This window comes from Streptomyces parvus (assembly GCF_014648875.1).
Classification (GTDB): domain Bacteria; phylum Actinomycetota; class Actinomycetes; order Streptomycetales; family Streptomycetaceae; genus Streptomyces; species Streptomyces parvus.
In genome coordinates, this window is record NZ_BMRY01000003.1 from 538,592 (window position 1) to 564,759 (window position 26,168).

Here is a 26,168-nt window from a genome sequence, read left to right on the forward strand (position 1 = left end):
GGGACCTGGCGGTGGGGGACGGCTCCGGGCCGTCTCCTACCAGCGTGCGCCCGCCGCCGCGTCCGCGCTCGCCGGGCCCGGCAGCATCAGCCCCCAGGCGCCCGCCCGGACCGTCCAGGTCCGGGTCCGCACCGGCCCCCCGGTCTGTATGTCCGCCCGGTAGCGGAAGTCCGCGCCGGAGACCGTGACGGCCTTGGCCTCCACGGTCACGTCCTCGCCGGAACCGGTGCGGACGACGACGTCGGCGAGGCCCCCGCCGCCCTGGGAGGTCACCGAGAGGTCCCGGACCGGCGTGTCCAGATCGCTCAGCAGCACCCCGTCCGCCTCGATGCGCAGGCGGTGCGTGCCCGGGTTCGTCGAGGCGGCGACCGGGGCCGGGCGGACCAGGGAGGTGACCAGCGACCGGCAGGTGTCCCAGACGGCCGTGACGCCCGCGTGCGGGGTGCCGGAGCCGGGCGGCGGGGGAGGCGGGGCCGGGATGCGCAGGCGGCCCAGGACCACGCCGTCGCTGTCGTCGACCAGCAGGTCCAGGCGGCGCACCGCACCGTCCAGCGCGGTCCGGGCGGCCGCCACAGCCCCCCGGGGGACACCGAGGGCGTGGGCCACCTCCAGCGCGTGGGCCGCGCCGACGGGGATCAGGGAGAGGACGCCGGCGGCCAGCTCCCGTTCGCGGTGCAGCTGGGCGACGGCGCGCAGCAGCGCGTGGTCGTCACCGACGACGACGGGCCGGCGCGCACCCCGCCGGGACAGGGCCCGGGCGAACTCCTCGGGGGTGTCCGGAAGGCAGATCTTGGCGTGCGCACCGGCGCTCAGCACGTCCTTGGCGATACGGACGGACTCGCCGTCACTCCGGCGGGCGACCGGGTCGATGACCACCAGGAGCTGGTCGTCACCGTCGCCGGGGGGCTCTGCAGCCGACACCTCGGTCCTTCCTCGGGTAGCATCTTGGTGCAAGAGCCCCTTGCGCTATTGCGCCAGGGGCTTCGTCTATTCCGGGGCACCCGGTTCGACGGCTCAGGCTTTGCCGTACATCGTCGTACGGCAGGTACGACCTTGACGTACGCCCCCTGACCTTGGACATGCCCCGCCCGGAAGGGGTGTACGCCTGTGCCCGCACTTGTGCTGCTCGGTGCTCAGTGGGGTGACGAGGGCAAGGGGAAGGCCACCGATCTCCTCGGTGGATCCGTGGACTATGTCGTGCGATACCAGGGCGGTAACAACGCCGGTCACACGGTCGTCGTAGGCGACCAGAAGTACGCACTTCATCTCCTCCCCTCCGGAATCCTGTCGCCGGGTTGTACCCCGGTCATCGGGAACGGTGTCGTGGTCGACCCGGCGGTCCTGCTCTCCGAGCTGAGCGGTCTGAACGAGCGAGGCGTCGACACGTCCAAGCTTCTGATCAGCGGCAACGCTCATTTGATCACTCCGTACAACGTCACGCTCGACAAGGTGACCGAGCGCTTCCTCGGGAAGCGCAAGATCGGCACGACGGGCCGGGGTATCGGTCCGACGTACGCCGACAAGATCAACCGGGTGGGGATCCGCGTCCAGGACCTCTACGACGAGTCGATCCTGGAGCAGAAGGTGGAGGCGGCCCTGGAGCAGAAGAACCAGCTCCTGGCCAAGGTCTTCAACCGCCGGGCCATCGAGGCCGGCAAGGTCGTCGAGGACATGCTCCAGTACGCGGAGCAGATCAAGCCGTTCGTCGCCGACACGACCCTGATCCTGAACGAAGCCATCGACGACGGCAAGGTCGTGCTCTTCGAGGGCGGCCAGGGCACCCTGCTCGACGTCGACCACGGCACGTACCCCTTCGTCACCTCGTCGAACCCGACGGCGGGCGGTGCCTGCACCGGCGCCGGTGTCGGCCCGACGAAGATCAGCCGCGTCATCGGCATCCTCAAGGCCTATACGACGCGGGTGGGCGCCGGTCCGTTCCCGACCGAGCTGTTCGACGAGGACGGCGAGGCGCTGCGGCGTATCGGCGGCGAGCGCGGTGTCACCACCGGCCGTGACCGCCGCTGCGGCTGGTTCGACGCCCCGATCGCGCGGTACGCGACCCGGGTGAACGGCCTGACCGACTTCTTCCTCACCAAGCTGGACGTCCTCACCGGCTGGGAGCGGATCCCGGTCTGCGTGGCGTACGAGATCGACGGCAAGCGCGTCGAGGAGCTCCCGTACAACCAGACCGACTTCCACCACGCGAAGCCGATCTACGAGACCCTGCCGGGCTGGTCCGAGGACATCACCAAGGCCAAGACCTTCTCCGACCTGCCGAAGAACGCGCAGGGCTACGTGAAGGCGCTGGAGGAGATGTCGGGCGCCCCGATCTCCGCGATCGGCGTCGGCCCCGGCCGGACCGAGACGATCGAGATCAACTCGTTCCTGTAGGCGGTGCCGTGTCCGTGGGGCCCGGGACCGGATCGCGATGATCCGGTCCCGGGCCCCACGGCTTTTCCGCAGGCCGTCGCGTGCCCGCCTCAGCCGGGGTCCGTGCAACCGCCGGCCGGCCCCCTCTCCCCCGCACCGAACTGCTCCGGCTCAAGCCAGGAGCAACGAGTAGCCGTGCAGCGACACTTCGCTCGTCGTGCGGGGCCGACGAGGATTTCATCGCGATGACGTGGAACCGATGCGTCTGTGCGGACACCTGTTGTTGTGGACCTTCCCTTGCATGAACGAGTCAGGTCCGGTGATCGGGCTGCGTTCGCCGAGATCTTCGACGAGCACGCACGCGTCGTCTATGCCCATGCGGTCCGGACGACAGGCGACCGGGCTCTGTCCGAGGACATCATGTCGCTCACCTTTCTGGAGGCTTGGCGGCTTCGGGACAAGCTGCGTGGGGAGGTCAGAAGCGTGCGGGCATGGTTACTCGGCATCGCGACGAATGTGATGCGCAACACTGCCCGGGCGGCGCGTCGGCACCGGGAGGCGATGTCCCGTCTGCCACTGCCGGAAGCGACGCCTGACTTCTCGGAGCAGGTGGTCGGGCAGATGGCCGACGTCCAGCGGCTGGCCGCTGCGACGAAAGCCCTCCAAGGCTTGAGGAGGAGCGAGCGCGAGGTGTTCTTGCTGGTCGTCTGGTCCGATCTGGGGTACGCGGCGGCCGCTGAGGCACTGGGACTTCCTGTGGGCACCGTGCGCTCACGGCTCTCACGGGCGAGGCAGAAGCTGCGCAAGCTGGTCGAGGAGGAACTTGGAGCAGATCCCTCTCCTGCGGAACTGCGGCCGGGCAGTGGACACATATCGCAGAGCGGGGCAGGCGGGGCCCGCACAGTCCACAGAGGGAGCACACGATGAATCCGGATCAGCGGGAGCACGCCGAACGTGAGCAGGCGAGCCGGATCCTGCCCTCCCCTCCCTGGGAGGAACCGGCACCCGGGCGAGTGGAAGCCCGCCGCGCGCATTTCCTCGGTGAGATCAACCGTCAGACGCGGTCCCGCCCCTTCCGGACGCCGCTGCGGGTGAGGAGGAGTTGGGGCCTGGCGCTGGGCACGGCAGTGGCCGCTGGAGCGTCGATCGTGGTTCTCGGCCTCGGCTCCGGTTCGCCCGCTGCTCCCGGCCCCGTGAGGCCGGCGTCTGCGGCGTCGGTGCAACTGTTGGAGAGAGCGGCTCTGGCTGCGGCCGAGACGCCACATGCGAAGATCCGCGGCGGGCAGTACACCTATGCCAAGACGGTCGGCCACACGTCGGTGCTGTCGGAGACCAAGGCCGGCGACATGGAACTCCTGCGCGAGGACGAGGGTATGGAGGAATGGACGTCGGTCGATGGCAGTGAACAGACGCTGCAACGCAAGAACGGCAACGATGTCCTGCTGCCGGGTACTCCGGGGCGAGGCAGCCTGAACTCTCCGACCTACACATTCCTGGACGCCTTGCCGACAGATCCCGAGGCCCTGCTGAAGCTGATCCGCGATGACGCGGAGAAGAATCACGGTGACGGCTCCGACTCCACGACGGGACCGGATCAGGAAGCCTTCGTCACGATCGGAGATCTCCTGCGCACCGGCGGGGCTCCCCCCGACACCACTGCTGCTCTCTACCGTGCCGCTGCTCTCATTCCTGGTGTCGACGTCGTCCCCGAAGCAGTCGACGCGGCAGGCCGACGCGGTATCGCTGTCGCTCGGACGCACGACGGCGAACGCATCGAGTGGATCTTCGACAGGAACACGGCCCGCTTTCTGGGCGAGCGCACGGTCCTTGTGGAGGACAGCGCCTGGGGCAATTCTGGTGCCGTTGTCACCTCGGTGGCCCTCATCGGCACCGGCATCGTCGACGAGGCCGGACTGAGCACCTGAGGGGCGAGGGCCCTTCGCGGGACGGGTGTTCGCCCTGCTCGCCGAAGATCACGCGGTGAAGCTTCGCCCACCCGGCTGACCGGAATGGACTGAGTGTGGTCGATGCTGCACGAGACATTGCCCGACAGCATCCCCGAGGAATCATGACCGACTACCTGCAGGCCGTCTTCGGCATGCTCGGACCGGCGCATCACCGATATGCGGACCCTGCGGCATGGCTTCGCCTTGAGCAGGAACTCGGCCGACGGCTGCCCACGGACTACAAGGCAATCGTCGACGCCTACGCGCCCGTTCAACTCAACGGCCACCTTTACCTTTCGTCTCATCCGGGTTGCGCGGGAAGAGAGCTGGGCGAGGAGATCCGGTCGACGTCGAGGGTCTGGACGGAGAGCCTGTGGGAGTCCTACGACCTGGCGCCCGCAGAGGATCCCCGTGTGATCTGCAATCGCCCGGAGATCACCTTCGGCACCCCCGACGGCCTCATCCCGCTCGCCGGCACGGACCAGGGAGCCGCCATCTTCCTCGCCCCGGAAGTCCACGGATTTCCCGACGGTGTGGTGGTGCAAGGGGCGGAGGGGGAATGGGCCGGCCACGCGATGACCTTCGCCGAGTGGCTGTACCGCTACCTGAACGGCGAGGAGATGGCGGGCTGGGACAGCGCGGCCTTCTGCCCCGGCCCTGTCTGGCTGGAGTACCTGCCGACAGGACCGGGAGAACGCACCCGCGAGGCGTACGGCCCAGAGCGCGGCATGTGAGAACTCGCCTCAGTCGGTGTCCGTCGCCGCGAGTACGGCGATCCGGCGGCGGTCGGGGGAGAGGGCGGCGATGCCGTAGTCGGCCAGGATCTCGTTGCAGAACCACTCCGCGTCGGACTCGAAGTGGAACCACGTCGTCTGCCGGACGTGGTGCTCCACCTCCTCGGCGCTCGCGTCCGCCGGGGCGTCGCTGAGGGCCGCCATGGATTTCCAGGCCCACAGCCGCCCGAACGCGCCGTGCGCCCCGTGGTGGCCCATGCCGCCCATCGAGGCGGTGGCGAAGAGAATGCCCCAGATCGCGTCGGCGGGGCGGCGGGCGATCTCGAAGCGGCCCGTGGTGCCGAGCCCCTCGACGCATGCCATGGGCAGGGTGGGCAGCAGCGCGGGGACCCGGTCCGGTTCCACTTCCTCGTCCGTCCGGAAGACCCAGGCCTCGGAGTTCCCCCAGCCGCCCGCCTCCGGCGCGGCGATGATCATCTGGTGCAGGTCGAGGGTCGCGGAGTCCACCAACCCCGACTGCTCCGCCGTACGAGGAGTGGGCGGATCGACCCGGCCCTCGGCGGGCAGGGGGGAACCGCCGGAGCGTGCGCCGCCGTTGATCGAACGGCTGGGAAAGGTGAGCCGGGTCTCCAGTGCGCTGCGGCGAGGCGGCAGCCAGACCAGCGGATGGCCGCCGTACATCACCCGCGTCCAGTCGCTCGTCTTCGGGAACGCGTCCATGTCCATGCCCCGCAGGACCAGTTCGTGGAAGAGGCAGATGCGCAGCTCGTCCAGCCGGCCCTCCGGGTCGCGCTCGGAGAGCGGGCCCACCAGGTCGGCCGCCTCCCGGTGCTCCGCCAGGAGCGAGGCCACGAACCGGGGCGAGAGGTCGACCCCGTGGCCCTGCTGACGAACGAACAGCCGGAGCAGCTGGGTCAGGCTGTCGTGGCCCGGGGTGATGGCCAGCACCCTGACGAGCATGGCCAGTTGGTGCTGATGATCGCGCGTCCTCCTGGTGGCGGCGTCGATCCGGTCCGTCAGCTCCACCGCCAGGTCCGCCACCTGGCGGGAGTCGCCCTGGGCGGCGCGCTGTTGGGCCGTCTGCCAGGAGAAGCGCCGGGAGTCGTCATCGGTGTTGTCCACGGGCCAACACCCTAAGGGCCGTACCGTTGACGGTATCGAGGAGATCCTCCCGGGATTCTGGGTCACTCGCGCCGCTGAACTCGGTCAGAGCTGTCCCGAAGTCCGCGCACCCATTCCGCATGACCTCCTCGCATCGGGTGAGGAGGAGGCCGTTGGTGAACGATCCAATCCGACACTTCGGCATGAAGACCAAGTGGCCTGGACAGCGTGGACAACTGTTCTATGCCTCCTCGGATCGGGTCTGGTTCCCAGAGTTGTGACGTAGACCCGATGCTGGAGTCCTACGTTGGCCGGGTGAAGCTGGTCGTGCGGGTGAAGCTGCTGCCGACGCCCGTGCAGGCGGCGGCGCTTGAGGCGACTCTGTATGCCTGCAACGAGGCGGCGAACTGGGCCTCCGGGGTCGCGTTCGAGAAGGATGCGCGTCGCCCGCTGAGTCTGCGCAAGCACGCTTACCTCCCGGTCCGGGAGCGCTGGGGGCTCGGCGCACAGGCTGCCCAGCACGTGATCAAGAAGGCCTGTGACGCCTACGCCACGTTGAGGGCCGGCCTGCGGGGCGGCCGCTATGGGAAGCCCGGCACGAAACGTCACACCAAGGTTTCGGGCAAGCCTGTGGCGTTCCGGGCTGAGGCGGCCCAGCCGTACGACGACCGGATGCTGTCCTGGCAGCACGAGCAGCGCACCGTGTCGATCTGGACCACCGCGGGACGGTTGAAGAACGTGGTGTTCACCGGCAAGACCGAGCAGTTGGCCGTCCTGGCCGACTGCCGTAAAGGCGAGTCCGACCTGGTCCTCCAGGGCGGTCGGTGGTACCTGATGGCCACCTGCGAGATCTCCGAAACAGCTCAGAACACCCAGCCGGTTGCCTTCATCGGCGTCGATCTGGGCATCGTGAATATCGCCGCGACTTCCGGCGGCTCCCGGCACTCCGGGCGGAACATCAACCGGAAGCGGGAGCGGGACCGGAAGCTGCGCTCGAAGCTGCAGAAGAAGGGCACGAAGTCCGCGAAGCGGCGGGCGAAGAGGTACGCGGGCCGCGAGGCTCGCCGGAACAAGGACATCAACCACAAAATCAGCAAGCTGATCGTGGCGGAGGCTGAACGCACCGGTCGTGGGATTGCCCTGGAAGAACTCATGGGCATCCGCGACCGGGCACGGCTGAGAAAGCCCCAACGCGTCATGATCCACTCCTGGCCCTTCGCGCAGCTCGGCTCCTTCATCGCCTACAAGGCGAAGCGGGCCGGAGTGCCGGTCATCCACGTCGACCCGGCCCACACCAGCCAGGAATGCTCCCAGTGCCACCACATCGAACGCGGAAACCGGCCCTCCCAGGCCCGCTTCGCATGCAGGTCCTGCGGCTTCGTTGAGCACGCGGACCACAACTCGTCCCACAACATCGCCCACAGAGGGTGGTACGCGTGGGTCTGCGGGGCCCAGTCAACGGCCCCTGAACTCGCGCTCACCGCGAGAGTTCAGGACGCAGCCGAACCCGTCACAGCCAGTGATGGGTCGAGCGGCAAACTTGGTCGGCATCGACCGGGTAGTTGACCTGGAACTTCAACTAAATAGCGGTTGGAGACCCATTCGGGGCGAACCTGTCGAACGAGCTCGGCCTTGCCAGGGTCTTGAGTGCAGATCCTGGCTGCCAGTCCGGCGAGTGGCTGAATCGTCCGCATGCTGGGCGGGCCGGAAGATTTTACCTTCGCCGCCGTCGGCGTTCGCGGGCGATCCGGATGGACTCCCTCCGGAATAGCGGCTGTTGAGAGCGCTCTGAGTGGGGTGGCCGCAGGGCGTCGCGGCCGGGACCGGTAAAACCTTCACCCATTTCGAGGGTGGTCTAGACCTTGACAGGTCCAGACCATCCTCGCTTGAGTGTCGGGCACCCCCACAGCGGCGCACGGCCGGACGTCGCGCCGCGTCCAAGGAGTGTGATCACGTGATCCGACGTGTCATGAGCCTGCTGGTCGCGCTCGGCGCGGTCGTCGCGGCGCTCGTCGTCCTTCCCGCCGCCACCGCGCAGGCCGCCACCTGCGCCACCGCCTGGAGCTCCTCCGCGGTCTACACCGGAGGCGGCACCGTCTCCCACAACGGCCGCAACTACACGGCCAAGTGGTGGACCCAGAACGAGACGCCGGGCAGCTCCGACGTCTGGGCCGACAACGGCGCCTGCGGCACCGGCGGGGGCGGTGAGGACCCGGGGCAGAGCAACGGATTCGTCGTCAGCGAGGCCCAGTTCAACCAGATGTTCCCGAACCGGAACCCCTTCTACACCTACCAGGGTCTGACCGACGCCCTGTCCGCCTACCCGGCCTTCGCCAACACCGGCAGCGACGAGATCAAGAAGCGCGAGGCGGCCGCCTTCCTCGCCAACGTCAGCCACGAGACCGGCGGGCTGGTGTACATCAAGGAAGTCAACGAGGCGAACTACCCGCACTACTGCGACGCGAGCCAGCCCTACGGCTGCCCGGCCGGCCAGTCCGCGTACTACGGCAAGGGCCCGATCCAGCTGAGCTGGAACTTCAACTACAAGGCCGCCGGTGACGCGCTCGGCATCGACCTGCTGAACAACCCTTACCTGGTCGAGCAGAACGCGGCCATCGCCTGGAAGACCGGCCTCTGGTACTGGAACACCCAGTCCGGCCCCGGCACCATGACCGGCCACAACGCCATCGTCAACGGCGCCGGCTTCGGTGAGACCATCCGCTCCATCAACGGCGCGATCGAGTGCAACGGCGGCAACCCGGCCCAGGTCCAGAGCCGGATCAACAAGTTCACGCAGTTCACCCAGCTCCTCGGCACCACCACCGGCTCGAACCTGAGCTGCTGACCCGAGGACCCGAGGACCCGAGGACCCGAGGCCTTGAGGTCTTGTGAGGGCTGAGAACCCCACCCGAGCGGGGGGTGCGTCCGGCGAAAGCCGGAACGCACCCCCCGTTTCGGCGTCCGGGGGCGGTCGGTGGAGCGAGATCCGGTCCCGGGCCCGGTCGCCCCTCACACCAACTGCGGCCGCACCGACATCAGCAGATGCCGGTGCGTGCCCGAGCCCGCCCCGTCCGCCGGTGTCCCGTCCGCCGGCGTCCCGTCCGGGCCCGCCCCGTCCGTGATCAGCGCGCGCTGGCCCGCCCCCAGGAGCCGGAGCCGGAGGGACGGCCCCGTGAAGGCGGCCAGGGCGTCCGCCAGATACCCGGGGTTGAAGGCCACCGTCAGCTCCTCGGCCCCCTCCAGGGCGGCCGGCAGCCGCTGGGACGCCACATCGTCCTCGTAGCCTGCCCGGAGCGTCACGGCGGCGTCGGAGCGGGAGAACGTCATCTGCACCGGGCTGTCCCCGTCGGCGACGACGGAGACCCGCTTGACCGCCTCCGTCAGCCGGCCCCGGTCCACCACCGCCACGGCCGGGTCCTCCATCGCGAACAGCTTCTCGTGGCGCGGGAGTCGGCCCTCCAGGAGCCGTACGGTGGTCCGCATGCCCGCGTGCTCGAAGCCCGCCGAACCGGCGTCCAGGGCGACGCTCACCAGCCCGGAACGGCCCAGCGAGCGGGCGATCTCGGTGAGCCGGCGGGCGGAGACGAGGACGTCGGCGCTCTCGCCGGGAGCGGTCGCCTTCCACGGGACGGTCCGCACGGCGAAGCGGTAGCGGTCGGTCGCGGCGAGCGTCATCGTGTCGCCGTCGAGCCCCAGCCGGATCCCGGTGAGCGCGGGCAGCGTGTCGTCGCGCCCCGCCGCCACCGCGACATCGGCCACCGCCGCGGCGAACAGCTCCGCGTCCACCGCGCCCCGCACCTGGGGGAGCGGGGGCAGCGCCGGGTAGTCGTCGAGCGGCAGCACGGAGAGGCCGAACCGGGCCCCGTCGCCCGACACCGTGAACCGTGACCCCTCCACCGCGCACTCCACGGGTCCGTCGGGCAGCACCTTGCAGATGTCCAGCAGCCGCCGCCCCATGACGAGCACCTTCCCGGGCCGCGGGACCTCGGCCTCCACGTCGATGCGCGCGGACGCCTCGTAGTCCAGCCCGGAGATCCGCAGCCGCCCGTCCCCGCCTCCGGCCCCCGTGTCCAGCAGCAGCCCGCCCAGGACGGGGACGGGCGAGCGCACGGGCAGGACGCGGGCGGCCCAGGACACGGCCTCGGTCAGGGCGCTGCGCTGGATGCGGAACTCCATGGGGGTGCCTCTCCTCGGTCGTCGAAGCCGGAAGCCGACTCCTGCGTACGACGCTACGAGGCACCACTGACATTGATGCTGACACTCAGGTCCCGGTGGTCGTGGCTCGACCACTGACTGACGCCCTGCTGGGCTGTCTTCGGGTTGTTCTGTCCAATCACGTGTGCGGGAGCGCGGCAACCGGCGACAGCGACCACCCCCGTGAGCCCCTGCCGCCGCGTTCCCGCGTTCCCGTGTTCCGGCCTCCCCGTCTCCCCCGACGTGCCGGAACACGTTCGGACGATAGAACGGAGGGTAGGGAGATCGGGAGATTCAATACGCCCAATGGGACGGCTGCCGGGGTATCGGTCCGCACAGTCACCATGACCGGGTCACCGGCGACACGGGCTGTGTCCAGGGCGGAACGGGGGCTTGATGCGATCAGGGGAGCGTGCGGACGATCTTCTGCGGATGCACCGGCTGGCGCGCACCGGCGGAACGGCCGAGCTGCTGCGCTGGCTGGCCTGGCGGGCCGAGGGGTGGGCCGGGATCGTCGGGCCGGACGGGACGGTTCTGCACGCCGCGGCCCGTACGGCGGGGGCGATGGTCCCCGATGTCGCGGGGCTCGTGGCCGAGAGCGCGAGCGCCCTCGCCGAGCGCGGGGTCCAGGCGTATTCCGTGGACACCGGTGAGCACACCGCCCTGCTCTTCCCCCTGAGCGGCTTCCCGCAGGGCGGCTTCCCTCAGAGTGGCCTCCCTCAGGGCGGCCTCTCCCCGCATGGCGGCTTCCCGCAGGGCGTCGGCGACCCCGCCGCTCCCGTGCTGGCCGTCGTCACGCCCCGGCCCGTGGCCGCCGGGCTCGCCACGCTGCTGGCCGATGTCGTCCTGCCGCTCTCCCTGTGCCTCCAGGCCGAGACGCTGGAGCGCAAGCGCCGCCGGGTGGACCTCGCCGAGTCCCGGAGCCGCGAGGCGGTGCTGCACCTGCTGATGACGGGGCAGCTCTCCATCGCCCAGCAGGTCGCCGGTGCGCTGCGCCCCCGGCTCCCCGATCCGGTGCGGGTGTGCGTCGTGGAGTGCTCCGGCGACGACCGCGACGAGGTGGCCCGGGTCTGCGTGGACGCGGACGGCGGGCGTTCCTGGATCGTGCGGTGCCCCGTGTACGCCCGCCACCTCATCCTCGTCATGCCCGCGGAGGACGCGGGGGAGAAGGCTCCGGAGCCGGGGGCGGCTCCCACGGACGAGACCGTCGCCGCGCGGGTGGGCGACTGCGTGGTGGGCGTCAGCGAGCCCGTGCCGCTGGCCGACACCGCGACCGGCTACCGCCAGGCCTTCCACGCCCTGGCCGTCGCCCGCGAACTGCCCACCCGGTACGCCCGGTTCGGGGTCTCGCCGGATCCCGCGCTCGTCGTCGGACCAGCCGGCCGCCGGTGGGCGGACGAGCTGCTGAACCCGCTCCTGACCCACGTTCCGCGCCGCGCGCAGGACCCCGGCAGCCAGGAGCTGCTGGCCACGGCCACCTCCTGGCTGGCGTTCTCGTCGCACGCGACCGACCACCTCAAGGTCCACCGCAACACCCTCGCCGCCCGGCTGCGGCTCATCGGCGAGCTGCTCGGCCTCGATCTGCACCGACTGGCCGACCAGTCGGCCCTCGACCTGGCGCTGCGCGTCCGCGCGACCCCCGCCCCGGCGTGCACCCCCGAGGTCCCGTCGTCGGCCCCGCCGTTCCCGTACGCCTCCGGTACGTCACAGGCGGCGGGCGGCCTCGACGCGATCCTGTGCCGCCCCGCCGTCCGCGACTGGGCCGACCAGCAACTGGCCCCCGTCCTGGGCGCCGAGGAGACCCTGCGGACCTGGTTGCGGTGCGAGGGCCGGCTCGGCCCGACCGCCGCCGGGCTCGGCATCTCCGCCCCCGGGGCCCGCAAGCGCCTCACCCGCCTCGAAACGGTGCTCCAGCGCTCCCTGCTGCGCCCGCCGAGCGCCCGCTACGACCTGTGGCTGGCCTTGAGGTCCAGGGACCTGGCGGCACCGCGCCACTAGTGCTCGTCCGCTCAGGACCCGTTGTTCCTTCGGTTCATGGCGAGCGTCGGCCGGGCTCCGGCACCGTCACCCGTCGCGTTCCGGTGCCTTCTTCGCTCCGGGTACGCGGCCCAGCGCCGGCTTCAGGACCGCTGCATGGCGGGCCAGGAAGTCCCACAGCTGGTCGGCGACCGGCCCGTGCGGACGGTCGCGCCGTCGTGCCGCCGAGAGTTCCTCGACCACACCGGGAAAGTGCTGCCCGGCGATGGAAAGCAGGCTTCCGTTGCGCAGCTCGGTCTCGATCATGAACCGCGGCACGTGCCCCCACGCCATGCCGTGCAGGATCAGCTCCTTCTTCATGAGATGGTCCGGAACAGAGGTCCGGGGCGCGCCCTCGATCACGAAATGGCCTTGTTCGGACGGATGCCGCGACGAGTCCCGGACCACGCACTGGGTGAGGGCCTGCATCCGCTGCGGTGTGATGTCGGTGTCCGGAGGGAAGGGCAGGAAGCCGGGCGCCACGACGGGCACCAGGGCGACGCGGCCGAGGTCGATCCACTCCATCCGTACGTCGCTCTTGGGTACGCGGTGCACGATGAGGTCGGCTTCGTCCTCCAGCAGCCGCTCCCAGGGGCCGGTGACGGTCTCGAACAGCAGGTGCAGTCGTGTCTGCGGGCGCTGGGCGAAGAAGTTGCTGAGTATCTCCAGCACCGGGGGAAGCGGACACAGGTCCCCGAGTACCACGCGCAGCTCGGACTCCTCGCCCATCGCCAACTGCGCGGCGTAGGAGCCCAGTTCCTCGGCCTCGTGCAGCAGTACGCGCACCTTGCGGTGGAAGGCGCGCCCGGCCTCGGTCAGCTGAACCCGATAGCCCGAGCGGTCCAGCAGGTCCAGTCCCAGCTGGCGCTCCAGCTTGGCGACGGATGCGAACACGGAAGGGTGGGAGCGGTGCAGCAGATCGGCGGCGGCCTGGAAGCCGCCGCCGCGCACAACGGCGTTGAAGCACTGCAGTTCATGGAGCGTGAAGTTCGACATTGTCCAGGGAACCTACAGTCTGTGTCCGACCTTTGTCATAGATGTCTGCAGACAGTGTTCCTAGGCTGAGCGCATCGCCGCTGAATCACTGGAGCTGACATGACTTCTCGAACCCGTACCGCCATCACCACCGGAGACGGTGTCCGCATCGCTTACCGCTTCGACGGTGATGAGAACAAGCCCGTGCTGCTGCTTTCGAACTCCATCGGCACCGACCTCCACATGTGGGACGGCCAGGTGCCGGCTCTGACCGAGCACTTCCGGCTGCTGCGCTACGACGCACGCGGCCACGGCGCTTCCGGTGTCCCGAGCGGCCCGTACTCCATGGACCGGCTGGGGCGTGACGCGGTGGAACTGCTGGATGCCCTGGGCCTGCAGCGGGTTCACGTGTTGGGCCTGTCGCTGGGGGGAGTGGTCGCGCAGTGGCTGGGGATCCATGTTCCGGAGCGTGTCGACCGCCTGGTGCTCTCCAACACCGCCGCGTACCTCGGCCCGGCGAATCAGTGGGACCGGCCGATCCTCGAACTGCTGGAAGCCCCCGACATGCAGGGCACCGCGGAGACATTCCTGAACAACTGGTTCCCGGCCCACATGCTGCGGGGCGACAACGAGGTCGTCGAGGGTTTCCGCCGTACTCTGCTCGCCACGCGGCGCGAGGGCGTGGCCGGCAGCTGGGCCGCGGTGCGTGACGTCGACCAGCGCCGCACGGCCGCCCTCATCCAGAACCCGACCTTGGTCATCGCGGGTGAGCACGACACCGTCACGTCGGCCGACCACGGCAAGGAGCTCGCCGCGACCGTGCCCGGGGCGCGGCTCACTGTCCTGCCCACGGTGCACATGGCGAACGTCGAAGGGCAGACGGAGTTCCTGGCGGCTGTGGTGGCGTTCCTTGCCGAAGGGGCGTGACCTGTGGCGGAACACGACTGCCCGGTGGGAGCGGCTTACGCGGGGTCCGGGCCACAGCACCACCAGCCGCCCCTCCGCCCCTGAGCCAGTTCGCGCCCGAGGGGGGTGAGGGCGTGCACCACCTCGCCGCCCCTGCGCGTACTCGTGATGAGCTTCGTGGTGCGCAGCACCGACGCGTGTTTGCTCGCCGTCCCGATCGACACACCGATCCGGCGCGCCAGTTCGCCCGTCGAGCAGGGCGAGGACAGCGCGCACAGAGCCAAGGCCCGGGTCCGCCCCAGCAGTTCGGGCAGGCCGTCGAGAGGGTCCGCGGACGCGGGGCGGCGGCTCACGGGGTAGACGAGTACGGGCGGGAGTTCGGGGTCGATGAGGGTGACGGGACGCTCCGTGCAGAAGAAGGACGGGACCAGCGAGATGCCCCGCCCACCCAGGTGGAGGTCCCCGTCCCGCGGATAGTCGGCGATCAGCGTGGGCGGCTCCCAGCGGATCGACGGGGAGAGGGCGTTCAGCAACCGCTCGGCTCCGCCCGCCAGCACGTCCCGGCTGTGGTGGGCGCGGTCGGCGTGCACCACGTCGTCGATCAGGTGGAGCTGCGGGGCGAGGAGTTCGCGGAAGTACGTGAGGAAGGCCCCGTCCAGCTCCTGCCGGGCCCCGCGCTCGCCCTCCGCGAGCCGCCGGAGCCACGTGGACGGCCTGCGCTGCCCGTAGCATCCGGACAGTTCGGTGCGGAGGCGGGCCGCCGGTGTGGCGAGCACGAGGTCACGGGCGGCCTCCAAGCCGCCCTTGTGGGGCGGGGTGAGGAAGTCCGGGAAGTCCCCCCGGGGCGGGACCAGTGTCGTGAGCAGCCGGATCGGGCTCCTGAGGTCGCTGCTCGCCAGCCGCTGCCGTACGTGCCGCAGCCATGGCGCGTACGCGGAGACGGTCGGCCGCCTCTGGAGGATGTGCAGGCTGTTGACCAGCTCCCACATGGGATCAGGGCGGGGAGCCACCGTGATGCGTGTCAGGTCGTCTGCCGTGAAATGGATACGGAGTGCCATGATTCCCCCGAAATGGACGCATCCGTTTTCTGTGTGACGAAAACCTTTAGACCCGTTTGCGCGGGCCTCCCCATCATCGAAGCAGCTCGTAAACGAGCGATGAACGAACGTCAGGGTGAACGAACGTCAGAACGACCTGAAGGGGGATGAAGGCACATGCGTCTGATTCGGGGGACCATCACCAGGACCGCGATGGCGGCCACCGCGCTCGCCACCGGTGCTGTGCTCACGATGGGCGGAACGGCCCAGGCGGCACAGGCCGCCGGCACGATCCACGGCTGCCCGTCCGGGGCCGTCTGCCTGTACCCGGGCGCGGGCTGGAACGGTGACAAGCCGAGTCACCGGTTCTACGCGTACGGGGTGCACAAGATCTACGACCAGTACGGCACGAAGCGCTGGTTCAACAACCAGACCGGCGGCGCCAAGGCGTACCGGTGCAAGGGGTCCAACGGCACCGACTGCGGGGGAAACCAGCGGGCCGGCACGTACTACGACTACAACTTCACGCCGATCAACTCCGTGAAGCTGGCCCCGTGACTCGGGGCAGGTGACACCGGCCGGGTGGCAAGGCGGCGCGGGATCTCCACGAGACCCCGCGCCGCCTTTCCCGTACGACAGGGCCGACTAATGCCGGTGGTCGCCACCCAGGTACATCCAGTCACCACCGGACAGCCCGAGGGACCCCGGCCCGTAGGACGCCGACGACGTGTAGAGAGGCAGCCCGGACTTGCCTCCGGGCAGGACCCACACCGCGCCCTGGCCGTTCTCCCGCGCCGCGCCCGCCACGAGGTCGGGCCGCCCGTCCTTGTTCAGGTCCCCGGCGCTCACCGTCGCGCCGAACCGGTCCCCGGCCTCCACCGCGCCCGGCACCCCGGCGGTGTCCTGCGTGAACACGTAGGAGCCCGCGCCGAGTTGGCCCGTACGGCGGCCGGGGATGACCACGACGCCCCCGGCGTCCGCCTTCTTGCCGATCGCCTCGCCGGGCGTCCCGACGATGATCTCGGCGGCCCCGTCCTTGTTCAGGTCGGCCACCGCGACGGACGCCCCGAACGCGTCGCCGCGCTCGCCGCCGCCGGGCACGCCCGCCGTGTCCTGGTGGATGGTCATCGGCGCCTTGTCGTACGCCACACCCGTCTTCGACCCGAACCACACGTGCACCGCCCCGCCGAGGTGGCCGAGGGGCGCGTCGGGGCGCGGGTCGTCGGGGTCGCCGAGCACGACGTCTCCGTAACCGTCCCCGTTGACGTCCCCGACCGCCGCGAAGAGACCGTCGCCGCCGTGCAGCCGGTTGATCTCCTCCTCGACGGAGTTGACGAAGACGGAGCCGCCGCTCTTGTCGTCGGAGCGGCCGCCGACGAGAACGCGGTCGGCCGCCTTGTCGCCGTTCAGGTCCCCGTAGGCGGCGGCGTTCATGAAGCCGGTCTCGTTGTGGTGGTAGGACGAGGCCACGATCTTGCCGGACCGCTTGAACGGACCGATCAGGCGCGTGGAGTCGTTGCGGTTCACGATGATGACCTGCGCCCCGTCGGGCCCGGACCAGGCCGCGACGTCCTGCCCCGCGAGCCCCAGGCTCTCCACCCGTGTCGGCAGCGCGACGCCGGACACCGGGCCCTTCTTGCCGCCCCACAGGACGGTGACCGCGCCGGCCGACTGCTTGGAGCCGATCTTCTCCTGCGGCGATCCGACGACGATGTCGGCGAACCCGTCCTTGTCGAGGTCCGCGAGGGCGATCGACGCCCCGAAGGAGTCGCCCTCCTCGGACGCTCCCGGAACGCCGGGCGAGCTCTGCGTGATCACGGCCCGCTTGGCGGCGGAGACGCCCTTGGCCGACCCGTAGAGGACGACGATCGCCCCGGCGTACATCTTTCCGGCGACGGTGGCGCCGGGCGCCGGGAGGACGATGTCCCCGTACCCGTCCCCGTTGATGTCGTGCGGGACCGGCAGTGCCGTGGCCCCCGCCGTCCCCCCGGTCAGCGTGGTCGCGGCGACGGTCATCGCGGCGGTCGCGGCCAGGACGGCGAAACGTCTGGTCCGAGCGGTGTGTCCTGCCATGTGCGTGGTGCCCCCCACCTGTGAGTTGCGTATGTACGGGGGATATTCAGCCATGCGCCCCCGTACCGCCGTCATGCGGGGCACCCTGGTCACCGTGCGTCACTAGTACAGTGTGTTAGTTTGGGTCGGGAGGTTGAGTAGCACACCGTATTGGTCGTGATCAGGGAGGGCGTCACCATGGGGCTGAGCTGGAACGACCGACGACTGGAGCGCCGGGTGAAGCCGGGCGACGGGAAGCCGCTGAAGCCCTTCCGCTGGTGGCAGATGACCCGGCGCTCGCTCCTCTCCATCGCGCTGCCGGTGGGCGGCGGAGGCGGCCTCTCCGCGACGTACACGGTGGAGGTCAAGCACGGCGGCGACCCCGAGTCGGGCGTGGTCCGGGCCCGGCTGTACCGGGACGGGGCCTGCGAGGCCGAGTCGAAGCTCCCGGCCCGCTTCCCGGTCCCCGGCGGGACGATCGAGGTCCGCCGCAGCGAAGTGGGCATGCGCCGCTGCCACTTCGTCGCGGACGACGGGAGCGAGACCCGCCTCGCCCCCGACCCCCGCTCGGCGGAGGGGCGGCGCATGAACTTCGCCCGCGAGCATCCGGGAGCCAGCGCTCTCATCGGGGCCGTGTCCGTGGTGCTCCTGCTCATCGGGGTCGGCCTCAACCTGCTCCAGGCCGCACAGCCGATCTCCGAAATCCCGGCCATCGCGGAATCGTTGGGTACCTTCGAGTCGCCGCTACGACTACCGATCTGGCTGAATGTCACGCTCGGCTTCGGCGCGGCGCTGGGCGCGACCGAACGGGCCATGCGGATGCGCTACCACTGGCTCCTGGACGGCGGAGCCGGTACCTGACGCAGGCTGAGGGCCGCCTCGGACCCGGTACCTGGCGTACGCAGGGGGTCGCCTCAGACCCGGTTGTGGAGGACGAGGTCGACGCCGGTGCGGAGGACGTCCAGCTCGGTGGCGATGCGCGCGTCCTCGCCCGGCAGCACCTGCTCGATCGCCACGCCGTTGGCCAGCGTCAGCAGGAACCGCGCCCGCCGCGCGGTGTCCCCGGCGGCCAGCGCCCCCTCCTCGACCAGCACGTTCAGGCACTCCTCGACCCGGCGGGTCACCTCGCGCTGCATCGCCCGGTACTCCGCCCGCATCGCCTGGGTGGGCTCCTGGGCGATGTACCGCTCGTGCACCGTCAGCCACGCCTCGCGCGCACCCCGCGTGCTGTCCGGCGGTACGAGGAGACCCTGTACGCAGCCGAGCAGGCGGTCACGCGGAGAGATGGACGTATCGCGGAAGCCGGCCTCCGGCAGGACCAAGTCGAAGACGACCTTCAACATGGCGTCCATGAGCGCGCGTTGCGTGGGGAAGTGGTGCCGCAGGGACCCCGTGCTCACCCCCGCCCGCTCGGCCACGGCACGCACGCTCAGCGCCGCCCCCGCGCCCTCGCCGAGCATCGTCGAGGCGGCCCACAGGATCCGGTCCCGACTCTTGAGCCCCTCGGGTGGCGTCGGGTGCGCCGATTCGGGTTCGGGTTCCGGTTCCGCGTCACCAGCACGCTGTACTGCCATGAAGCCGACGCTAACACGCCCGCCACCAGCGGATACGTCAGGCCGGAGCCGCGCTCGGCTCACTCCGCCCAGGTGACGAACGCCGACCAGGCGTCGGGCGCGACGGCGAAGACGGGCCCGTCGGTGACCTTGGAGTCACGGACGTGGACGGAGTGGGGGCAGGTGGCTACCTCGATGCAGTTGCCGCCGCTGTCACTGCTGTAGGAGGACGTACGCCAGTCGAAGGCGACCTCGATGCAGTCGCCGCCGCTGGAGCTGCTGTAGCTCGACTTGAACCATCGGAGGGTGCTGCTCATTCCGTCACTCCTGCCAACCGCATGATGAGGTCCAGCGATTCACGAGGACCCAGGGCCTGTGACCGGATCTTCGCATAGCGCTGAGCGTAGACGCTCACCTTTGCCGGGTCGCTGATCAGCAGGCTCTCGTCCTGCGGCTCCATATAGACGAGGCGTTCGTGCTCCGGGGTCTCCAGCAGGTTCATCGAGCCGCGATCCCCGGCATACTCCCCGTATTTGCCCGCGTCCAGGGGCAGCACCAGCAACGTGACATTACGCCGCCGGGCGCACTCCACGAGATGGAGCAATTGCTCCCGCATGATCTCCTGGTTCCCGATGACGCGCCGCAGAACGGACTCGTCGATGACGATCTCGATCATCGGGAGCGGGTCGCGGTCGAAGAGGGCCGTGCGGGCCATGCGGAGCTGGACCAGCTCTTCCGCGCGCGCCTCGGAGAGCGGCGGGCTACCGCCACCGATCAGCGCCCGCGCGTACGCCTCCGTCTGGAACAGCCCATGGACGACGTTCGTGGCGAACAACTGGAGGCTGAGCGCGGCCTCCTCCAACAGCGCGTAATCCTTGAACTGCTCGGGCAGCCGCTCCATCCGCATGTACTGCCGTGCCGTCTCGAAGATGCGCGTGCCGTTGCCGTGCACCCGTTGCAGCTCGACCAACATCGCGTCACTGGCGGGCTGCGCGCACGTCTCCATCGCGCTGATCGCCGCCGCCGAGTAGCCGATCTCCTTACCTTCCTGCTCCTGGGTCCACCCGCGCTGGACACGTAGCGTCCGGGCCATCTCGGCCACCATCCGGGCCATCGGGCTCGCCGTTTCCTTGTTCTCAGCACTCGCCATTACGCGATCTCTTTTCGACTCAACCGAACTCAACCGGTCATTACTCGATGCCGTCGAACTCAACGTGGCTCCAGTGAAGTTCGTGCAGGTCAACGGCTTTGCGACGCACCTCGGCAGACGTGGATAACGCTAGGTGATCAGGGTCACAATCGTCCCGTGAACGCAACTAATGGCGGTGTGACGGCGGACTGGATTCCGGAGTGCGGATTCCATCTCCGCAAGGCGGGCGTGCAATTCGACGCGATCCGCGTGGACGGGGACGCGGGGCGGCGACTGGCCGATCTGATGGAGGAGCTGGTCGGCGGCGAACCGGGGCCCGTCGTCAGCGAGTCGAACGGCCGGCGAGGGGTGTACTTCCTCGTACCGCCCGGGTCGACGGCGGGGCGGCCGTGGCCGCGTGAGGTGACGACGTTCAACTCGGCGACCGGCCGGATCAGTTACGTACCCGTACCGGCGCTCGGGGGCGACACCTGGCCGCTGATGTGGCGGTACCCGCCGACCCGTGCGGGGCGGTTCGTGCACACGCTGATCCTGTTCAACGCGGCGTACGCGTTACTGAGTTGAACCTCGGCCGGCGCGGGAGGCGTTGACAGTCCTTACTTGCACATGCAAGAGTCTGCGACGTGAGGGCGGCGCACCGGCGCGGATCGGTGGCGGCACTCAATTGCATGTACGAGCAAGCACTGTCCCGCGCACTCCATGGAAGGACCTCCCATGCACTGGCTCTACCTCGCCGTCGCCGTCGCCTTCGAAATCCTGGTCGCCATCGCCGCCGGAAAGGCCGAGGGCTTCAAGAACCGCAAGTGGACGTCGATCACCCTGGCCAGCGGCGCCGCCGCGACCTTCTTCCTCAGCAAGGCGCTGCTGACCTTCGACGTCGGCGTGGGCTACGCCCTGTGGACGTCGGTCGCGGGCGTCGGCATCACCGTGCTCGGTGCGCTGTTCTTCGGCCAGCGGCTGAACCTGCACAAGGCGATCGGCATCGTCCTCGTCATCGGGGGTGTCGTCGGCCTCCAGCTGAGCGGTTCCGCCTGATCCGCACACGTACCCCACGCACAGCACCTGACGACTCCGACGACTTCCCCGAGAGAGGCTCACCTCCCATGTCCAACGCTGCCCAGAACACCGCCACCGCCACCGCCGCCACCACCAAGAACTCCTCCACCAACGCCTGGCTCTCGCTCCTCCTCGCCGGAGTCTTCGAGATCGGGTACGCCCTCGCCGTCGGCGGCAGCGAAGGTTTCACCGTCCTGACCTGGTCCTTGGTCGCCGTGGTCTTCTTCCTGCTGACGCTCTACGCGCTGAGCCTCGCCCTCCGCACGATCGACGTGAGCATCGGCTACGCGGTCTGGGCCGGTATCGGCGCGGTCGGTGCCGCCGTCCTCGGCCCGCTCTTCTTCGACGAGACCCTCACCGTGGCCAAGGGCGTCTGGCTGGCGGTCATCATCGTCGGTGTCATCTGGCTGAAGCTCGCCGACCGTACGAAGCCGGCCGCCGAGGCGGTGGCTCCGGCGCCGTCGGCCGGGCGTCTCGCGGACCGGGCGGACGCGGTCCGGGCCTGACGCGCCACGACCGCTCCTCGCTCTCCCTCCGTACGGCCGCCCCCGGGGCGCTCACCTGATCGGCTCACACCCGACAGGCGAGCGCCCCGGGGGCGGCCGACCATGGCGTTACCGGTCACGCAACCGCCCGTCGGCGTGCCCGCGTCCCGACCAGGAGGCCCCGCCGTGACGACTGCCGCAACCAGCCCCGGCAGCACCCGCGACAGCAGCACCCCCGACTTCGCCGACCGGACCGACTTCGAGGACGCGGACCGGGGCCTGGTGGCCGGCCCCGCGAACGCGAGGATCACGGCGGCGGACGGGCGGGTCGTCTGGGACTTCGACGCCACGGCGTTCCTGCGGGAGGACTGCCCCGACACCGCCGATCCGAGCCTGTGGCGGCAGTCGCAGCTCTGCGCCCGGGCCGGTCTGTACGAGGTCACCGAGGGCATTCACCAGATCCGGGGTTTTGATCTCTCGAACATGACCCTGATCGAGGGCGAGCGCGGTGTCGTGGTCGTCGACCCGCTCGTCTCCCAGGAGTGTGCGGCCGAAGGACTCGCCCTCTACCGGGCCCACCGGGGCGACCGGCCGGTCACCGCTGTCGTGTTCACCCACTCCCACATCGACCACTTCGGCGGGGCGCTCGGCGTGATCGGCCCCGACGACGACGTACCGATCGTCGCCCCCGCAGGGTTCATGGAGAACTCCGTCGCCGAGAACGTCTACGCCGGAACCGCGATGCTCCGCCGTGGGGCGTACCACACCGGCTGGGAGCTGGACCCGGACCCGCGCGGCCTGATCGGCGTCGGCCTCGGCTTCGCCGCCTCGCAAGGGCTGCCGAGCCTGCTGCCGCCGACCCTGGAGGTCACGCGCACGGGACAGGAGGAACGGCTCGACGGCGTCCTGTTCCGCTTCCAGCTCACGCCGGGCACCGAAGCCCCCTCCGAGCTCAACTTCCATCTGCCCGAACGCCGCGCCCTGTGCATGGCGGAGAACGCCTCCCACAACCTGCACAACATCCAGACCCTGCGCGGCGCCCTGGTCCGCGACGCCCGGATCTGGTCGCGCTACCTCACGGAGTCCATCACCCTGTACGCCGCCGACTCCGACGTCCTCTTCGCCTCCCACCACTGGCCGACCTGGGGCACCGAGCGCCTCACCGCCTTCCTGTCCGAGCAGCGCGACCTCTACGGGTATCTGCACGACCAGACGCTGCGGCTGCTCAACCAGGGGTACACCGGCATCGAGATCGCGGAGATGATCGAACTCCCGCCGCGCCTCGCCCGAGCCTGGCACGCCCGTGGCTACTACGGCTCGGTCAGCCACAACGTCAAGGCGATCTACCACCGTTACATGGGTTGGTACGACGGCCACCCGGCCTCCCTCTGGGAGCACCCGCCCACCGAATCCGCCCACCGCTACGTCGACTGCATGGGCGGCCTCGGCGCCGTCCTGACCAAGGCGCGTTCCTACTTGGACGCCGGTGACCTGCGGTTCGCCGCGCAGCTCCTCAAGCACGCCACGTTCGCGGCGCCCGGCGACTCCCGGGCCAAGGACCTGCTGGCCGAGACCTTCGAACGCCTCGGTCACGGGGCCGAATGCGGCACCTGGCGGAACAACTACCTCATGGGTGCCTTCGAGTTGCGCAACGGCGTGCAGCCCGTGCCGATCGCCGCCGACAGCATGTCCGCCGCGCTCTCCGTGGAGCAGGTCTTCGACTCACTCGCCATCCGCGTCAACGGGCCCCGGGCCTGGGACCACTCCCTCGCGGTGGTGTGGCGGTTCACCGACCTGGACACGACGTATCGGACGAGCCTGCGCAACGGGGTCCTGGTGCACCACCCGGTGACCGAGGGCTCTGCCGCCGACAGTGCAGATCTCACGCTCACCCTCACCAAGCCCCAACTCATGGGCCTGCTGGGTGGACTGGGGCTCGATGGCATCGAGCACACCGGCGACCCTGGCGTCCTGACCACCCTCATGTCCGTCCTCGACGACCCGGACCCCGACTTCGCCATCGTTACGCCCTGAGGGTGTCCTGCCTGCCGACTGCCTTGCCGCCTCAGGGCGTTTTGAGAAGGTCGCGGAGGTTGGCCATGCGTGCCTTGACGGCGGCGACTTCGGTGGGGTCGGCCGAGGGTTGGCCGCCTGATGAGTGGGCGGCGCGGCAGGGGCGGCAGAGGCCGTCGGGGAGGGCTTCGGGCCGGCCGGGTCGCCCGCAGTCGGTGCACTCCATCAGGAGGCGCGGGGCTGGCGTGCCGGTGCTGGGGGAGGGGCTCGGGGCGGTGGTGGGGAGTTGCGGCGGGATCTTGTCGGCGAGGCGGCGGCGGACGAAGCGGGGCGGGCAGTCGACCTGGGCGGGGAGTCCTGCGGTGAGGGCGCTGGTCAGGTAGTCGATGCTGACGCCCCGGTCGAGCCACTCCGTTGCCAGCGCTTCGAGGGCGGCGCAGTCGTCGGCGGACAGCGCCAGCCGGATGTCCTTGCGGCCGAGTTCGGCGAGGGCGAGGTAGGCGGGGGAGGGGGCCGCGGGCGGGGCTGTGGGGGCCGCAGGAGCGGCCGGAGCCGCTGGAGCTGTCGCGGGTGCGGGGGCCGGGGCGGCCTCGGGCGCGGTGCGCTGCTGCGGTACGGCGACGGGGGCCGGGGCGGGGGCGGGGCGTACCGAGGCGGCCGGGGGCTCCGCGGGGGCTGCGGTTCGGGCGGCGGTTTCGGTGGCGAGGTAGGTGTTCCACCACTCGTTGTCGCGGGCGGTCCGGGACCAGAACGTGCGGAACGCCCAGCGTGTCTCGTCGCCTGCGCCGACAGCGCACCGTACGCGCCGGAGGTGCCCGGCGACGGAGAGGGCGTTCAGGGCGGTGGAGATGGCCTGTTGCCCGTACAGCGGGAGCTGCTTGGCCAGTTGCTTGATGCTCATCGCAGCGCCGTCGGGGAGGTGGTCGACGAATCCGGCGACGTACCGCTCGCGGGTCGGCAGCAAGGCGAAGTCATCTCGGCTGCGGGGTTGTTGGCCGGGCGTGGAGCGTTTGCCGTACCCGGGCTTGGCCATCGGGTAGGCGGCGGGGACTGCGGGGACGGACAGGGCGGAGCTAAGGTGCGGGGTAGCCATGGGATCGTCTTTCTAGAGGGTGCGATCTTGTGGTGAGACCCCGGCCTGGTGCTGTAACACCGCGTCGGGGTCGATTAGTTCTCGTAGTTCTCGCACCGTAAGCGGCCGTTACGCTGCGCCGCAAGCTGTCACGATTAGTCATACCGGCTGGCCGTGACGGGGCGGGGAGGGAGGGGAGGTTTTCCCAACCTCCCTCTTCTACCGCCCGGTTAAAGAAGGAGCTCGGATCCCGGGTCCCGCGTCCCGAGGCCCGGATCCCGGCACCCGAGCTTCGGGCCCGGAGCCTGCGAACGTACCCCCGCAAGAGTGAACGCGGCGTTCCGGCACTCGTGCCCTGAGTGCCGAGCTTCGGGCTTCGGGCGTCGGGCGTCGGGCGTCGAGGCGATCGCGTCAGGCGGCGCCGCGCAGCGCCTGGACCGCCCGGGACAGCTGGTCGTCGTCGCTCGCGGCGTCGAGGGCCGAGCCGAGGACGTCGGCGTAGGTGGACCGGGCGTCCTGGTAGTGCTTGCGGCCCGCGTCGGTGATGACGGCGTAGACGCCGCGCTTGTCGTCGTCGCAGGTGTCCTTGTACGCGTACCCGGCGCTCTCGAGCCGCCCCACCAGCCGGGTCACCGAGCTCTGCCCCAGGCCGATGCGGTCCGCGAGCTCCTGCATCCGGTGCTCGCCCTTCTCGGCGTGGGTGAGGACCTCCAGGGCCCGGTACTCGGACAGGCCGACGCCGAAGCGGCGTTGCAGGGCGTGCGCGAGCTGCCGCTCCACGAAGGTGTGCAGACCGAGGACGGAGTCCCACATGGCCTGATCGGAGGCGGTGCGGGGCTGCTGCTTGGTCGTCATGGAGTGGCTCCCCTTCTCGACAGCACTGGGACAACAATATACATGTCCATGCAACCATCTGGGGAGTCTCGCCTCTCGCCTCCTCAGCGGACGTGCGGGGCCGCGTGGCGCTGCGCACTGACGCGGGTGCGGGTGTTCAACTCCCGGGGGCTCAGGGCGTGCTCGACGGTCGTCGACACGGTGCCGAGGCCGTCCAGGACGTCCTTCGCGGCGTATCCGGGCAGGGTCCAGACCCGCAGGGCCAGGTGGGCGGACGAACGGCGCAGAGCGATGCGGCAACGGGCCCGTGCGACGCCCTCGATGCGGCGCGCGTCCTCGCACACCGCGTCCTCCAGGGCGGTGAGCCCGAGTTCGGCACGGGCGGTGGACAGCGGACCGGTCGGGCGGGGGCCGCGCACGGGTGTCCGGGACACGGCCCAGGCCAGGCAGAGAAGGGTGATGACCGTCCCGGCGGCCATTACGGCAGGAGCCCACCAGCCCGTCTCGCGCAGCGAGGCCAGCCCATCCCGGTCGAGGAGGACGGCGTCGACCGGGGGAGCGGGCCACCAGGTGGGCAGGCGGTCCGCGACCGCACGGGTCGCGCCGAGCAGCCAGAGCCCCGCGCCCAGGAGCGCGATTCCGGCCAGGGCGATGAGTGTTCTGTTCACTCCACT

The 26,168-nt window shown here is 70.1% G+C and carries 26 protein-coding genes; 14 read left to right on the forward strand and 12 right to left on the reverse strand.

The features are described 5' to 3' along the window. Positions 1–36: 36 nt before the first annotated feature. The gene (locus tag IE140_RS12760) at positions 37–921 is read right to left on the reverse strand and encodes a diacylglycerol kinase family protein (RefSeq protein ID WP_128806238.1); all 885 of its coding nucleotides are present in this window, start codon (positions 919–921) and stop codon (positions 37–39) included. A 186-nt stretch (positions 922–1,107) separates the two neighbouring features. On the opposite strand from IE140_RS12760, the gene IE140_RS12765 reads away from it, so the two are divergent. From IE140_RS12765 to IE140_RS12780, 4 genes are all read left to right on the forward strand, one after another. Continuing rightward, the gene (locus IE140_RS12765; RefSeq protein WP_026237801.1) at positions 1,108–2,391 is read left to right on the forward strand and encodes an adenylosuccinate synthase; all 1,284 of its coding nucleotides are present in this window, start codon (positions 1,108–1,110) and stop codon (positions 2,389–2,391) included. 276 nt (positions 2,392–2,667) lie between these two features. After that, complete coding sequence (locus IE140_RS12770) at positions 2,668–3,297, forward strand: RNA polymerase sigma factor (RefSeq protein ID WP_229826763.1); 630 nt, start codon at positions 2,668–2,670, stop codon at positions 3,295–3,297. Next, the gene (locus tag IE140_RS12775; protein ID WP_167533480.1) at positions 3,294–4,295 is read left to right on the forward strand and encodes a CU044_5270 family protein; all 1,002 of its coding nucleotides are present in this window, start codon (positions 3,294–3,296) and stop codon (positions 4,293–4,295) included. Before IE140_RS12770 ends, IE140_RS12775 begins: the two co-directional genes overlap by 4 nt. Positions 4,296–4,438: 143 nt before the next feature. Further along, positions 4,439–5,050: an SMI1/KNR4 family protein gene (locus IE140_RS12780; RefSeq protein ID WP_150194572.1), complete on the forward strand. Its 612-nt coding sequence runs from the start codon at positions 4,439–4,441 to the stop codon at positions 5,048–5,050. Positions 5,051–5,059: 9 nt separating this feature from the next. On the opposite strand, the gene IE140_RS12785 is transcribed toward IE140_RS12780, so the two are convergent. Beyond that, positions 5,060–6,172: a DUF6183 family protein gene (locus tag IE140_RS12785; RefSeq protein WP_150194574.1), complete on the reverse strand. Its 1,113-nt coding sequence runs from the start codon at positions 6,170–6,172 to the stop codon at positions 5,060–5,062. Between the two features lie 294 nt (positions 6,173–6,466). Here IE140_RS12785 and IE140_RS12790 point away from each other — a divergent pair, with 294 nt between their 5' ends. Next, complete coding sequence (locus tag IE140_RS12790; protein WP_229826764.1) at positions 6,467–7,717, forward strand: RNA-guided endonuclease InsQ/TnpB family protein; 1,251 nt, start codon at positions 6,467–6,469, stop codon at positions 7,715–7,717. Between the two features lie 388 nt (positions 7,718–8,105). Further along, entirely contained in the window at positions 8,106–8,996 is an 891-nt protein-coding gene (locus tag IE140_RS12795) for a glycoside hydrolase family 19 protein (protein ID WP_032776778.1), read from the forward strand. Between the two features lie 164 nt (positions 8,997–9,160). Here the strand turns inward: IE140_RS12795 and dnaN are convergent, their stop codons facing one another. Beyond that, a complete protein-coding gene (gene dnaN, locus IE140_RS12800) occupies positions 9,161–10,327 on the reverse strand; it encodes a DNA polymerase III subunit beta (protein WP_150194576.1) in 1,167 nt (388 codons plus the stop codon). Between the two features lie 450 nt (positions 10,328–10,777). Between dnaN and IE140_RS12805 the strand changes: the two genes are divergently transcribed. Continuing rightward, positions 10,778–12,343: a helix-turn-helix domain-containing protein gene (locus tag IE140_RS12805; RefSeq protein WP_150194595.1), complete on the forward strand. Its 1,566-nt coding sequence runs from the start codon at positions 10,778–10,780 to the stop codon at positions 12,341–12,343. Between the two features lie 66 nt (positions 12,344–12,409). Here the strand turns inward: IE140_RS12805 and IE140_RS12810 are convergent, their stop codons facing one another. Further along, on the reverse strand, positions 12,410–13,357 hold the full coding sequence (locus tag IE140_RS12810; RefSeq protein ID WP_150194579.1) for a LysR family transcriptional regulator: 948 nt from the start codon (positions 13,355–13,357) through the stop codon (positions 12,410–12,412). 99 nt (positions 13,358–13,456) lie between these two features. On the opposite strand from IE140_RS12810, the gene IE140_RS12815 reads away from it, so the two are divergent. Next, a complete protein-coding gene (locus tag IE140_RS12815) occupies positions 13,457–14,263 on the forward strand; it encodes an alpha/beta fold hydrolase (RefSeq protein WP_150194581.1) in 807 nt (268 codons plus the stop codon). A gap of 35 nt (positions 14,264–14,298) precedes the next feature. Here the strand turns inward: IE140_RS12815 and IE140_RS12820 are convergent, their stop codons facing one another. After that, positions 14,299–15,300 (reverse strand): ArsR/SmtB family transcription factor, encoded by a 1,002-nt coding sequence (locus IE140_RS12820; RefSeq protein WP_093435615.1) that lies wholly within the window; start codon positions 15,298–15,300, stop codon positions 14,299–14,301. Between the two features lie 156 nt (positions 15,301–15,456). Here IE140_RS12820 and IE140_RS12825 point away from each other — a divergent pair, with 156 nt between their 5' ends. Then, positions 15,457–15,837, forward strand: coding sequence for a hypothetical protein (locus IE140_RS12825; RefSeq protein WP_032776785.1), 381 nt, complete (start codon positions 15,457–15,459; stop codon positions 15,835–15,837). A gap of 87 nt (positions 15,838–15,924) precedes the next feature. Here IE140_RS12825 and IE140_RS12830 read toward each other — a convergent pair whose 3' ends face one another. After that, complete coding sequence (locus IE140_RS12830) at positions 15,925–17,352, reverse strand: FG-GAP repeat protein (protein WP_150194583.1); 1,428 nt, start codon at positions 17,350–17,352, stop codon at positions 15,925–15,927. A 156-nt stretch (positions 17,353–17,508) separates the two neighbouring features. Between IE140_RS12830 and IE140_RS12835 the strand changes: the two genes are divergently transcribed. Continuing rightward, positions 17,509–18,192: a hypothetical protein gene (locus IE140_RS12835; RefSeq protein WP_373296160.1), complete on the forward strand. Its 684-nt coding sequence runs from the start codon at positions 17,509–17,511 to the stop codon at positions 18,190–18,192. Positions 18,193–18,245: 53 nt separating this feature from the next. On the opposite strand, the gene IE140_RS12840 is transcribed toward IE140_RS12835, so the two are convergent. Genes IE140_RS12840 through IE140_RS12850 form a run of 3 tightly spaced genes read right to left on the reverse strand, consistent with a single transcriptional unit; the run spans position 18,246 to position 20,034 of the window. Next, positions 18,246–18,905 carry a TetR/AcrR family transcriptional regulator gene (locus tag IE140_RS12840; RefSeq protein WP_150194585.1) on the reverse strand — a complete coding sequence of 220 codons (660 nt, stop codon included), beginning with the start codon at positions 18,903–18,905 and terminating at the stop codon, positions 18,246–18,248. Positions 18,906–18,964: 59 nt separating this feature from the next. Next, entirely contained in the window at positions 18,965–19,201 is a 237-nt protein-coding gene (locus IE140_RS12845) for a DUF397 domain-containing protein (RefSeq protein WP_150194587.1), read from the reverse strand. Next, positions 19,198–20,034 (reverse strand): helix-turn-helix domain-containing protein, encoded by an 837-nt coding sequence (locus IE140_RS12850; RefSeq protein ID WP_167533482.1) that lies wholly within the window; start codon positions 20,032–20,034, stop codon positions 19,198–19,200. The genes IE140_RS12845 and IE140_RS12850 overlap by 4 nt, the downstream gene beginning before the upstream one ends. Positions 20,035–20,190: 156 nt before the next feature. Here IE140_RS12850 and IE140_RS12855 point away from each other — a divergent pair, with 156 nt between their 5' ends. The 4 genes from IE140_RS12855 to IE140_RS12870 all read left to right on the forward strand — a co-directional run bounded on the left by IE140_RS12855 (position 20,191) and on the right by IE140_RS12870 (position 23,609). Beyond that, positions 20,191–20,598 (forward strand): calponin homology domain-containing protein, encoded by a 408-nt coding sequence (locus tag IE140_RS12855; protein ID WP_189460375.1) that lies wholly within the window; start codon positions 20,191–20,193, stop codon positions 20,596–20,598. A 150-nt stretch (positions 20,599–20,748) separates the two neighbouring features. Further along, positions 20,749–21,069: a DMT family transporter gene (locus IE140_RS12860; protein ID WP_006126349.1), complete on the forward strand. Its 321-nt coding sequence runs from the start codon at positions 20,749–20,751 to the stop codon at positions 21,067–21,069. Positions 21,070–21,137: 68 nt separating this feature from the next. Next, a complete protein-coding gene (locus tag IE140_RS12865; RefSeq protein WP_093435631.1) occupies positions 21,138–21,596 on the forward strand; it encodes a DMT family transporter in 459 nt (152 codons plus the stop codon). A gap of 102 nt (positions 21,597–21,698) precedes the next feature. Beyond that, positions 21,699–23,609 carry an alkyl/aryl-sulfatase gene (locus tag IE140_RS12870; protein WP_373296161.1) on the forward strand — a complete coding sequence of 637 codons (1,911 nt, stop codon included), beginning with the start codon at positions 21,699–21,701 and terminating at the stop codon, positions 23,607–23,609. Between the two features lie 31 nt (positions 23,610–23,640). Here IE140_RS12870 and IE140_RS12875 read toward each other — a convergent pair whose 3' ends face one another. The 3 genes from IE140_RS12875 to IE140_RS12885 form a co-directional block, all read right to left on the reverse strand. Next, entirely contained in the window at positions 23,641–24,681 is a 1,041-nt protein-coding gene (locus IE140_RS12875; RefSeq protein ID WP_189460377.1) for a MarR family transcriptional regulator, read from the reverse strand. 390 nt (positions 24,682–25,071) lie between these two features. Next, a complete protein-coding gene (locus IE140_RS12880) occupies positions 25,072–25,515 on the reverse strand; it encodes a MarR family winged helix-turn-helix transcriptional regulator (RefSeq protein ID WP_150193582.1) in 444 nt (147 codons plus the stop codon). 83 nt (positions 25,516–25,598) lie between these two features. Next, entirely contained in the window at positions 25,599–26,162 is a 564-nt protein-coding gene (locus tag IE140_RS12885) for a hypothetical protein (RefSeq protein WP_150193581.1), read from the reverse strand. Between the last annotated feature and the right edge of the window lie 6 nt (positions 26,163–26,168).

What these genes read in the sequence shown, in the direction of transcription:
- IE140_RS12830 (WP_150194583.1), bottom strand. Translation starts at nt 17,352, where the DNA reads ATGGCAGGACACACCGCTCGGACCAGACGTTTCGCCGTCCTGGCCGCG.
- IE140_RS12840 (WP_150194585.1), bottom strand. Translation starts at nt 18,905, where the DNA reads ATGGCAGTACAGCGTGCTGGTGACGCGGAACCGGAACCCGAACCCGAA.
- IE140_RS12775 (WP_167533480.1), top strand. Translation starts at nt 3,294, where the DNA reads ATGAATCCGGATCAGCGGGAGCACGCCGAACGTGAGCAGGCGAGCCGG.
- IE140_RS12815 (WP_150194581.1), top strand. Translation starts at nt 13,457, where the DNA reads ATGACTTCTCGAACCCGTACCGCCATCACCACCGGAGACGGTGTCCGC.
- IE140_RS12860 (WP_006126349.1), top strand. Translation starts at nt 20,749, where the DNA reads ATGCACTGGCTCTACCTCGCCGTCGCCGTCGCCTTCGAAATCCTGGTC.
- IE140_RS12820 (WP_093435615.1), bottom strand. Translation starts at nt 15,300, where the DNA reads ATGGCACTCCGTATCCATTTCACGGCAGACGACCTGACACGCATCACG.
- IE140_RS12880 (WP_150193582.1), bottom strand. Translation starts at nt 25,515, where the DNA reads ATGACGACCAAGCAGCAGCCCCGCACCGCCTCCGATCAGGCCATGTGG.
- IE140_RS12825 (WP_032776785.1), top strand. Translation starts at nt 15,457, where the DNA reads ATGCGTCTGATTCGGGGGACCATCACCAGGACCGCGATGGCGGCCACC.
- IE140_RS12850 (WP_167533482.1), bottom strand. Translation starts at nt 20,034, where the DNA reads ATGGCGAGTGCTGAGAACAAGGAAACGGCGAGCCCGATGGCCCGGATG.
- IE140_RS12845 (WP_150194587.1), bottom strand. Translation starts at nt 19,201, where the DNA reads ATGAGCAGCACCCTCCGATGGTTCAAGTCGAGCTACAGCAGCTCCAGC.
- dnaN (WP_150194576.1), bottom strand. Translation starts at nt 10,327, where the DNA reads ATGGAGTTCCGCATCCAGCGCAGCGCCCTGACCGAGGCCGTGTCCTGG.
- IE140_RS12875 (WP_189460377.1), bottom strand. Translation starts at nt 24,681, where the DNA reads ATGGCTACCCCGCACCTTAGCTCCGCCCTGTCCGTCCCCGCAGTCCCC.
- IE140_RS12805 (WP_150194595.1), top strand. Translation starts at nt 10,778, where the DNA reads ATGCACCGGCTGGCGCGCACCGGCGGAACGGCCGAGCTGCTGCGCTGG.
- IE140_RS12870 (WP_373296161.1), top strand. Translation starts at nt 21,699, where the DNA reads ATGGCGTTACCGGTCACGCAACCGCCCGTCGGCGTGCCCGCGTCCCGA.
- IE140_RS12865 (WP_093435631.1), top strand. Translation starts at nt 21,138, where the DNA reads ATGTCCAACGCTGCCCAGAACACCGCCACCGCCACCGCCGCCACCACC.
- IE140_RS12780 (WP_150194572.1), top strand. Translation starts at nt 4,439, where the DNA reads ATGACCGACTACCTGCAGGCCGTCTTCGGCATGCTCGGACCGGCGCAT.
- IE140_RS12810 (WP_150194579.1), bottom strand. Translation starts at nt 13,357, where the DNA reads ATGTCGAACTTCACGCTCCATGAACTGCAGTGCTTCAACGCCGTTGTG.